We start from the raw sequence: 10,548 nt of genomic DNA on the forward strand, positions 1-10,548 counted from the left end.
TCTGCAACTGATGATATTCTTACCCCAACTGGAATATTTCTAGTTTTTGAAATTTCTTCATCTATATTCATTGCTCCAATTCCTAAAACTAAATTAGGCTTTGATAAATTATCAAGTTTATCTTTAACTGTATTTATCGGAATTGAGAATCCTATACCTTCAATTTCTTCTCCAACTTTTTTAGCAGTATTAACTCCTATTACTTCTCCACTCGCATTTATAAGAGGTCCTCCACTATTTCCTGGATTTATAGCTGCATCTGTTTGTATAAATATTTCAACATCATCTGGTGAACCACTTACACTAAGTTCTCTATTTGGAGAACTTATAATTCCCTTAGTTACAGTTTTACTAAACTCTTTACCAAGTGGATTACCAATTGCGATAACATCTTCCCCTGCTAAAAGTTTAGATGAATCTCCAAGTTTTGCAACTCCTGGCATCTTAATATCATCTGTAATATCAATAACTGCAAGATCTGCTTCTTTATCAAAGTTTACAACTTTAGCTGCAACTTCCTGTCCATCACTTAAAATTACCTTTACCTCACTTGCACCATTTACAACATGATAATTTGTAACTACAAGCCCTTCTTCACTAATTATAAAGCCTGAACCAATTCCTTCTTGCTCTGATGCTCCGTTAAAAAAGTTATCCTGAACAACGCTTTTTGTAGAAACTCCAACAACAGCTGGTGTTACAGCTTTTACTGCCTCAGCTGTAGTCATAGTCCCACTTGCTTTAAACTCTGGAACTGATACAGTTTTAGTTTCATGTTCTCTCTCTATTTTTGTATCTTCCTTAGAATCCATAAATGAATAAACTCCAAGTCCACCAATTCCACCACCAAGTAATGATGCTGTAAGTGCTATAGCCATTGTTCCTGCTAAAGCTTTACTTAATTTCTTTTTCTTTTCATTTCTATTATTATTATTTTCCTCACCTGTAACATAAGCCTCATCTCTCTCTAGGCCTTCATTTAACTCTTCATTCTCATTTCTGTCATTAAAATCGCTCATAATACCCTCCTACAATTTCCTCTTACTCAAATTCTAATAAACTTTTATGGCATATCAATGACACAAATATTTACATTTTGTTAAGGATTTGAACTTTCTTTTAACTTAATATTTTTAAGGATATAACTTACGCTCTTTAGTATAAGTTCTGGCTTCTCTAAAGATATAATATCTGAAGAAATATCACTATTTATAATAGTTGTAAGATTTTCACTACCTAAACTTTTAAGTTTATTTTGCTCTATAGCATTATCCTTATCATTTATAATTACATAAGGAACATCTTTAAACATTCCATCTGTTTGACTTTTATCCTTCAAACTTAAAATAGTTTCAAGCTCTGCATTTAGTGCATTATTAAAACCAAGTGTAGACCTAAGCATTTTATAATTATTATAATCAGCTTCATTAAGAAGCTTATCAAGTTCATTTGGAGATTCAAGCCCTATATATTTATCAATTAAATTACTTATACCTATATAAGAACTAAATACATCTAAATTTCTTTTAAGTTTATCTTTTTCAAAATAATCATAATAAGTAGTATTACCTAAACTACTCTCATTTATAGGTGCTATTAAAATAACTCCTGCAACAAGTTCTGGGTATTCTTTTGCAAAGTTTGTCATAACAAGCGAACCATATCCTTCACCAACTAATATAAATGGACCACTTATCGCTACTTTTCTTAAAATAAGTTTAAGTTCTTTTGCTTGTTCCTCTAAACTTTTTTTATCTGTAAAATCTGAAAAACCAAAGCCATCTCTATCATAAGCAAAACTTCTTATACCAAATTCATCTGCTAAAAGTTTTCTTGCTCCGTCCCATTGTGATATTCCCATTCCACTACTAGACTCAAATATTATAGTAGGTTTTTCAGTCCCCTCTATATTATAGTAATTTTTCTTATTATCTATACTTACATATCCATCTTCTTTTATAAACTTTTTTTCATTAGCCTTATTTATAAGTGTATTAGTTACAAGTCCCATTACAACACAAAATAAAATAATAGCTGAAATTACCTTTAAAACAAATTTAAAAGTAAATCTTTTCTTAGGTTCTTTTGTAGTAAATCCATTTGAATGCGAAATTAAACTCATATAATATTCTGTCCCCCAACAATATATTTTTTTCAAAATGAAAATTCTTATCTTTAATTATAAAATTTTATTCTATCTCTCACCAATTCTAAGATTTGGTCTAGCATTTAAATTCATAGGTGCACTTTCTATCCCTTTAACAAGTTCAAAATATGCTGCACTTCCAATCATAGCTGCATTATCTGTACATAAAATAGGTGCTGGGAATAATATTTCTATCCCTTCTGTGCTTGCCTCATTTATAAGATTTTCTCTAAGTGCTGAATTTGAAGCAACTCCACCTGCAATAGCTATTCTTTTGACATTTCTAGCCTTACAAGTTTTTAAAACATTATCAGTTAAAACTTCTACAACAGCTCTTTGGAAACTAGCTGCTACATCTGCCTTGTTTACTTCTTCACCTTTCATATCAGCTTTATTTAAATAATTTAAAACTGCTGACTTAACTCCACTAAATGAAAAATCTAAACTATCTGCACCTAAATTTGCTTTTGGGAATTTTATAGCACTACTATCTCCCTCTTTCGCAAGTTTATCAATCTTTGGTCCACCAGGGTAACCAAGACCAAGTGCTCTAGCAACTTTATCAAAAGCTTCTCCAGCTGCATCATCTCTAGTTTCACCAATCACCTCATACTCTCCATGTTCTTTAACATAAACTATAAAAGTATGACCTCCTGAAACTACTAAACATATAAATGGTGGCTCAAGTTCTTTATGTGCTATAAAATTAGCAGCAATATGCCCCTCTATATGATTAACGGCTATTAAAGGTTTTCCTGACCCATATGCAAGACCTTTTGCATATTGAACTCCAACAAGTAAAGCTCCAACAAGACCTGGTCCATAAGTAACACCTATAGCATCTACATCTTCTAAAGTCATATTTGCCTCTTTTAATGCCTGCTCAACAACTTCATTTATAACTTCTATATGCATTCTTGATGCAACCTCTGGAACAACTCCACCAAACTTCTTATGTGTATCTATCTGTGAATTAATTATATTTGATAATACTTCTCTTCCATTAACAACAATAGCTGCAGCTGTTTCATCACAACTACTTTCTATTGCTAAAATAACTTTTTTCTCCATTGTAATACCTCATTCTATTTAAATTAACAATCAATTTTATTTAAATTAATAATCATCTTGATTATACTTTATAGCTTTGCCACATTCAAGAAAAGCTAGTACAATATATGGTATAATCAAAAATTTAATACTATTGTTTTATAATTCAAAGCTTATTTACATAATCGGAGGTTTTAATGAAATTACCATACGCAAAAATAATCGTAAAAGGCTCACCTATAACAAAATCAAATTTTAAACTTCATAACAAACAAGGTAGAGCTATACTTCCATCAAACACAGGACAAGCTTATGATAAATATGCAAATTATGAAGAAGAAATTTCATATGAAGCTAGAATACAAAATCCAAATATAATACTTGAAGAATCATTAATTGCAATCCTCAAAGTATATTATAAAAGTGAAAAAAGACATCCAGATACAAGTAACATAACAAAAAGTATCTTTGATGGAATCGAAAAAAGTGGGATAATTGTAAATGATGTTCAAATCAGAAGAATATTAATAGAAGAATACTATGATAAAGAAAACCCTAGATTTGAATTAGAGCTACTTGGTGAAAGTTATTATAGTTTAGACTACTCAATAAAAGTAAATGATGTTAAAGTTGAGAAAGTTTTATATAATAGAACTAAGCAATTAAAAGATAAAAAAAGTGTCAGTATAGAAAAAAAACAAAATAAATCCGAGATTTCTACATATAATAAAACAATATGTTATTTATGTAGCAAGGATTTAAAAGAAGGTGAATTTGTTACTGCTAACAAAGGAACAACAATAATTTGCAGAAAATGCTTACTGAAAACTTTTTAATTAAGTGAAAGGTCGTGTACACTAATGAAGTTAATATGTATTGGAGATTCTATAACAAAAGGCTATGGAGTTTCTCCAAATGAATGTTGGGTTTCTAAACTTTCTGAAACTCTATCTAATGTAACAGTAATAAATAAAGGCGTTGCTGGTGATTCATCATCTAGTATGCTTTCAAGATTCACAAAAGATATAATAAATAAAGAAGCAACTCATATAACTATCTTATGTGGTTCAAATGATGCGCTTCAAAGTAGAAATCCTAAAATAACATTTAGGAATATTAAAGCTATGATTGAAGAAGCTAGAGCAAATAATATAATTCCTATAATAATCTCAGCACCAAAACTACTTGGAGAAATTGCACAAGTTCGTTGGGATGCTACTGTTGATTATAATAATGTTAATGAAACTATAAAAATTCTTAATACACAACTTAAAGAGTATGCTACATCAGAAGAATTAGATTTCATAGATATAAACTCAGTAATACCTCAAAGTGGTTCATACTATACAGATGGTCTACACCTTGATAAACTTGGGCATGACCTAATATTTGATAAACTTATGGATAAATTAGCTTAAAAGCTAATTTATCTTTTTTTATATGCTAAATTTTCTTATTATATATTATTTTTTTATTAAAATTAATTTTCCCTCGAATCACTATCCATATTTTAGGTTATAATATTTAATACGGAGGTGATTTTATTGATAAACAAACCTAAAAAATTCTTACTTGCAATTTTCATAACATTTTTAGCTACTTATATAATGCCATATAGCTCACTAACAGATGCAGGTACATCATATGGCTTTCCAGTTGAGTTCTTAACAATTCCAAATAATACTATCGGTAAAAGTCTTATCTCATCAACTGGGCTTAATATTTTTGCTCTTGTACTTAATTTTGCATTTTACTATATAATCTTAACTTGCATAATTAACATTATAGAAAAATATAAAGTAAAAAAAGCAAATCACTAAGATTATCATAATCTTAGTGATTTGCTTTTTGATTTAAAATTTTATATCTTCACAATATTTAACCACTACTCTTGCAACATCCTTACCTTGCTTTGCACAAATATCTGCATTATCATAGCCTTTTACAACTCCACCAGCTGCAAAAATACCATCTATATTCGTAGTTAAATCATCATTTAATTTAATTCCTTGTGTTTCTTCATCAACTTCAACACCTAAAATTTCTGCAATTCTTTTATCTGGTAAAAAATTAACTGATATAAGTAGTGAATCACAGCTTAATGTTTCTACAACTTCTAATTGTTCTTCATCATTATCTTCAATCCTAGAAATCTTAATTTCATTAATTCTTTCACTACCAATAACCTCATTAACTTTATATCCATATAATACTCTAATACTAAAATCCTCTACAATCTTTCTAGCATACTCTGTTTCAGCTCTTAAGTGGTCTGAACTTTCAATGATAGCTTTAATTTTTGCACCTTCTAAAATCAGCCTTCTAGCAACAATTAGACTAGTATCACTTGTACCAAGTATAACTATACTCTTACCTGGTAAATATCCTTGATTATTTATAAACTTATGAGCAGTTCCAACAGTATAAATACCAGCAAACTTATTTAGAGGAATGCTTATATTTCCTGAAAATAATTCTCTTATCCCTGTTGAAATAATAATAGCCTTAGCTGAAATTTCAACAACTCCCTCACTAGGGCTAACATACCTAACAACTTTTTCACTTGAAATAGATATAACTGTTGTATCAACTTTCACTTCAATATCTAACTCATTTATAGAATCTATAAATCGTTGTGCAAACTCAGTTCCAGTTAATGGTTCATTAAAAATATCCTTACCAAAACCACAATGTATACATTGATTTAAAGTTCCACCTAAATCTTCTTCTCTCTCAATAACTAAAACACTTAAATCATCATTCTCTCTTTTAGCCTCTATAGCAGTAGCAAGTCCTGCAGGGCCTGCTCCAACTATTATAATGTCATAATCCATATCAAAATTCCTTTCTACTATAAAATTATAATTTTATAAGATTTGAAACTGAATTCATCTCTTCAACTATAGAATACATATTAGTTATCTCACCAACTCTAACATCATCCTTAATTCCAAAGAACTCTAAACAAACCCCACAACTACAAATTTCTACACCCTTATTTTTCATTAGCTCAAGAGATTCCAAAACTTTTGAATCACTTGAAACAAGTTTAACACCTGAATTTAAAAACATAATTTTTCTTGGCATCTTATCACTCTCACTAAGAGCATAAATATAACTTTTCATAAGAGTTTGCCCAAGCGAATCATCACCTGTACCTAGTTTATCACTTCCTATTAGAATAGAAAAATGCTCTTTGCTCTCTTCAATAATTTCACTTTGACTTTTTTTCATAATCAATACAAAATCATCACCTAACATGTCACAAGTAACATCAAATCCATTTCCAAGTGCAAACTTCTCTAAATTATTTTTAGAAATTTCATTATCAGTAATAACTTTAGCCTCACCACTACTAATTTTTTCAAAATATTTTTTTGTATTAATAACTGGCATAGGACATTCAAGTCCTCTACAATCTATCGTATTCATAAAACACCCCCGCAAATTAAAAAATCTAAGTATAAATAAAACTATCCATACTTAGATTTTACTACTAACTCTATTCTATTATTTTTTAATTTTTTCTTCAACCGCTTTATTCCATAAAGAAACAAAATCACCAGTAGCCCATTCACCCATAACTGGAACATCACCGCTTGCAATATTAATTACTCTAGCAGGTTTTTTCTCTATATCACCATTCTTAATCATATAAACATTTATAGAGTTATTGTTTATCACAACAATAAAATTCCCAGATGGTGAACTAAAAGCATCAACAGCTTTTGGATCAATATCCTTAACTTTATTCCAACTAACAGGTAGTGCATCATAATTAACTAAAGTTCCAACTGGAGAAACATTTATATCAAATGATAAATCATTAACTCCAACAATATCAGAATCTATATTACCTTGAACTACCCACTTAGCATTTTTTCTAAACATAGTAATATCACTAGTACTGTAATTCCCAAGGTTATATTTATCTAAAACAAAACTAGGCTTACTACTAATAAATTGATCTCTACTAGTTGTATACTCACGCTCTCCATTGCTTCCAAAGATACCAGTCATATCTAAACTCTTAGGTGAAGTAATATTATCAACAGTTGATAATTTATACTCTTCTTCATTATTTTTAGGATTTTTATATTCAACCCCAATATAATCTTTACCAACAAAAGTTATTTCTCTATTACTTGTACTTGGTAGCAAACTTTCCTGCGTAACAGCTTTTCCATTTTTATTATGATTTACAACCTTTAATGTTTGAATTTCTGCTCCATTCTTCATACTATTTTTAGTATCAATATCTGAAAATGTTCCATTCACTCTTGGAAGAACAAGCCCATTCATAATTATAGTATCTTGAAGTTTATCATCAATCATACTAATCCAATAAGTTTTATATTCTTCCTTACTTGTTGCTTTTCCATCAGCATCCGTTATAGGTGTCTTTAAACCTAACAATATACCACTATTTTGCTTCTCTTTAGAATCAATACTAGCACTATTATTATTAATATCTACATTAGACTGTATTCTTTTTACCTTAATCAAGTCACCAATAGCATAAATATATCCCTCATTATCATTCTTCATAATAAAATCTAGATAAAGATTAGTATTATCTGAAACAGTTATAATATTCATATATCCCTCTTTTAAAGGAACATCATTAACTAAACTTTCAAAAGCCTTTGGCAAATACTTATCTTTTATAACTCGTTTAAATTTAAAAGTTGGATTATCAATTTCCATATCACCAACAATCGCACTTTTATCAGAAATAGTTATAATAGGTTTTTTAATATTTTCAACCTTTTTATAAGTATCATTATCACCAACTGCATACTCTGACACAACTTCCCATGTTCCATAAACCTCTAAGTTAGTTGGTATAGGTGCTATAATTTTATTTTCTTCAAGTTTATCACTCTTAAAGCATCCTGTTAACGTAAAAGCAACAACTAATAAAATACCCAGTAAAACAACTATTTTTTTCATATAAAAACCCCTTTACACCTATACAGACTTATCCCTAAGCTTTGGAATACTAATAAACATAGTAGTTCCTTCTCCAAGTTCACTCTCAATATTAAAGCTACCCTTATGCAACTTTATTATCTCATCACAGATTGATAAACCAATACCATTTTGTGATTTAGAATTTTTACCCTTAAAGAATTTTTCCTTAACTTTAGGAATTTCCTCTGCGCTTATTCCACAACCAGTATCTTTAATAATCATAGTAATATTCTTATCTTCATCTTTAAGGTCTATTGAAATAGAACCTCCTTCATCAGTGAATTTAAATGCATTATCAATTATATTAATAAATACTTGTTTAAGTCTATCTCTATCACCCTCAACAATAACATCATAAGGCAATTTGTGTATAAGAAACTTTTTATTCTCTCTAGTTGCTCTTGGATCCATATACATTTTAATATATTGGACAAAATCATTCATTTCAATTTCTTCACTTTTAAGCGTAATTCTACCACTAACAAATTTAGAAAAATCTAAAAGTTCTTCAACCATATGACTAAGCCTATCTGCCTCTTTCTCAATAATATTAAATCCTTGAGCAAGCATTTCTTTATCAGTATCTTCATTATTTAAAATAATAGCCCAACCTTTAATAGCTGTTAAAGGCGTTCTAAGTTCATGAGATATTGATGAAATAAAATCATTTTTTAAAGCCTCTCTCTTCTTAATTTCATCTGCCATAAAATTAAGTGTATATGCTAATTTACCAATTTCATCATCAGTTTCAATTTTATTTTTAGCATTTAAATTACCTTTTGCAAATTCCTCTGAAGTCTTAGTTAAAGTCTTTAAAGGATTAACTATACTATTAGCAAGTAAATAACTAATACCAATACCAATAATAAGAACTGCCAATCCAATAATTATAAATACAGCCGCAAACTTGAAAATAAATCTATTAATTCCCTCAAGAGATGTTATGTATCTAACAACACCAACAATTTCCCCATTACTTTTAAGTGGATATGATACAGCCATAACTTTTTGATTACTATAATCAACATGACCTACCCATTCTCCAATTCCACCTATTAATGCATTTTTAACGTCATTAGGCTGACTACCATGTTTATCAACTCCTGATGAGTCCATGATAAGTATTCCCTTATTATTATAAATTTGCACCTGAGCATCTGTTTGCTGCCAAAATATATCCTTATCCTCGTAAACATTGTATTCTAACGAGTTTTCAGATAAATATTTATCATAAAAATCTGCTGCTACTTTTACTTGACTCTTAAGTATATCTTCAGTACCTTGATAGTAATATCTAGTAATAAACATTAAAAACATAACTGAAACTATAAGTATGGTTGCAGAAACAACTAAAACAAAACTTCTAACAAGCCTACTTTTTATACTTTTCATCTAGAATCTCCTTATCTTTTCCATCTATATCCTGTTCCCCAAATAGTTTCTATATATTTAGGCTTTGATGGTAATTCTTCAATTTTAGCTCTAAGTCTTCTGATATTAACATCAACAATCTTAGGATCACCAAAGAAATCAATACCCCAAACAAGGTTTAAAAGTTCATCTCTTGTAAATGCCTTACCTGGATTTTGAAGGAATATTTTCATAAGTAAGAATTCTTTTGGAGTTACATCTATCTCATCATTATTTTTAAATAAGCTTTGTGAATATAAATCTAATAAGAACTCATCTGATTTAATTGTATTCTCATCTTCAACTTTTGACTCTTCAAGTCTTCTAATTAAAGCCTTAACTCTTAAAGTAATCTCTAATGGATTAAATGGTTTAACTACATAGTCATCAGCTCCATACTGAAGTCCCATTATCTTATCCATATCTTCACCTTTAGCAGTTAACATTATAATTCCTATATTAGGAAACTTTTCTCTAAGTTGCTGACATACTGTAAAACCATCTATTCCAGGTAACATAACATCAAGAATAGCTATATCTGGCTTTTCTATTAAAGCCTTTCTAATACCTTCTTCTCCATTTTCACATTCTATAACAGTAAATTTTTCTCTTTGAAAGTTTATCTTTAAAAACCCTCTTATACTTTCTTCATCTTCAACTAATAAAATTTTCATATCATTCATCCTCCGTTTAAAATCTATACTTATATTATATCTCATATTGTAATATTATAAAGATTTATTATATTCTTTGTCGCAATTTTATTTATATCATAACTATAAAGTTTTATTTAGATATTTTCTACAATAAAACAATAATTTTTTTTTACAATTCAATTACATATTATAATAAAAAGATATTTAATTCTCTAAATTTATATAAAAAAAAGTCTAAGTAATAAATACTTAGACTTTTGGCTCCAGAAGTGGGATTTGAACCCACGACCTTTCGATTAACAGTCGACTGCT

General features: G+C 29.1%; 11 protein-coding genes. 3 read left to right on the forward strand and 8 right to left on the reverse strand.

What is annotated here, in order from left to right; all coding sequences use genetic code 11:
* The 3 genes from Q0V15_RS09305 to tsaD form a co-directional block, all read right to left on the reverse strand.
* Positions 1 to 1,019: S1C family serine protease (locus tag Q0V15_RS09305; protein WP_297438297.1), on the reverse strand; the 1,019-nt coding region annotated here is incomplete at its 3' end.
* Positions 1,020 to 1,099: 80 nt separating this feature from the next.
* Positions 1,100 to 2,122, reverse strand: coding sequence for an alpha/beta hydrolase (locus Q0V15_RS09310; protein WP_297438299.1), 1,023 nt, complete (start codon positions 2,120 to 2,122; stop codon positions 1,100 to 1,102).
* 72 nt (positions 2,123 to 2,194) lie between these two features.
* Positions 2,195 to 3,217 (reverse strand): tRNA (adenosine(37)-N6)-threonylcarbamoyltransferase complex transferase subunit TsaD, encoded by a 1,023-nt coding sequence (tsaD, locus tag Q0V15_RS09315; protein ID WP_297438301.1) that lies wholly within the window; start codon positions 3,215 to 3,217, stop codon positions 2,195 to 2,197.
* Between the two features lie 176 nt (positions 3,218 to 3,393).
* Here tsaD and Q0V15_RS09320 point away from each other — a divergent pair, with 176 nt between their 5' ends.
* From Q0V15_RS09320 to Q0V15_RS09330, 3 genes are all read left to right on the forward strand, one after another.
* Complete coding sequence (locus Q0V15_RS09320; protein ID WP_297438303.1) at positions 3,394 to 4,032, forward strand: RusA family crossover junction endodeoxyribonuclease; 639 nt, start codon at positions 3,394 to 3,396, stop codon at positions 4,030 to 4,032.
* A 24-nt stretch (positions 4,033 to 4,056) separates the two neighbouring features.
* Positions 4,057 to 4,614: a GDSL-type esterase/lipase family protein gene (locus Q0V15_RS09325; RefSeq protein WP_297438305.1), complete on the forward strand. Its 558-nt coding sequence runs from the start codon at positions 4,057 to 4,059 to the stop codon at positions 4,612 to 4,614.
* A gap of 126 nt (positions 4,615 to 4,740) precedes the next feature.
* On the forward strand, positions 4,741 to 5,016 hold the full coding sequence (locus tag Q0V15_RS09330) for a hypothetical protein (protein WP_297438307.1): 276 nt from the start codon (positions 4,741 to 4,743) through the stop codon (positions 5,014 to 5,016).
* A 33-nt stretch (positions 5,017 to 5,049) separates the two neighbouring features.
* On the opposite strand, the gene Q0V15_RS09335 is transcribed toward Q0V15_RS09330, so the two are convergent.
* The 5 genes from Q0V15_RS09335 to Q0V15_RS09355 form a co-directional block, all read right to left on the reverse strand.
* Complete coding sequence (locus Q0V15_RS09335; RefSeq protein WP_297438310.1) at positions 5,050 to 6,030, reverse strand: NAD(P)/FAD-dependent oxidoreductase; 981 nt, start codon at positions 6,028 to 6,030, stop codon at positions 5,050 to 5,052.
* A gap of 25 nt (positions 6,031 to 6,055) precedes the next feature.
* Positions 6,056 to 6,628, reverse strand: coding sequence for a sulfurtransferase-like selenium metabolism protein YedF (gene yedF / locus Q0V15_RS09340; protein WP_297438312.1), 573 nt, complete (start codon positions 6,626 to 6,628; stop codon positions 6,056 to 6,058).
* A 78-nt stretch (positions 6,629 to 6,706) separates the two neighbouring features.
* A complete protein-coding gene (locus Q0V15_RS09345) occupies positions 6,707 to 8,149 on the reverse strand; it encodes a hypothetical protein (protein ID WP_297438314.1) in 1,443 nt (480 codons plus the stop codon).
* A gap of 18 nt (positions 8,150 to 8,167) precedes the next feature.
* Positions 8,168 to 9,562 carry a cell wall metabolism sensor histidine kinase WalK gene (locus Q0V15_RS09350; protein WP_297438316.1) on the reverse strand — a complete coding sequence of 465 codons (1,395 nt, stop codon included), beginning with the start codon at positions 9,560 to 9,562 and terminating at the stop codon, positions 8,168 to 8,170.
* An 11-nt stretch (positions 9,563 to 9,573) separates the two neighbouring features.
* Complete coding sequence (locus Q0V15_RS09355; protein WP_297438318.1) at positions 9,574 to 10,254, reverse strand: response regulator transcription factor; 681 nt, start codon at positions 10,252 to 10,254, stop codon at positions 9,574 to 9,576.
* Positions 10,255 to 10,548 lie beyond the last annotated feature (294 nt).

The organism is uncultured Clostridium sp. (assembly GCF_947036855.1).
Classification (GTDB): Bacteria; Bacillota; Clostridia; order Clostridiales; family Clostridiaceae; genus Sarcina.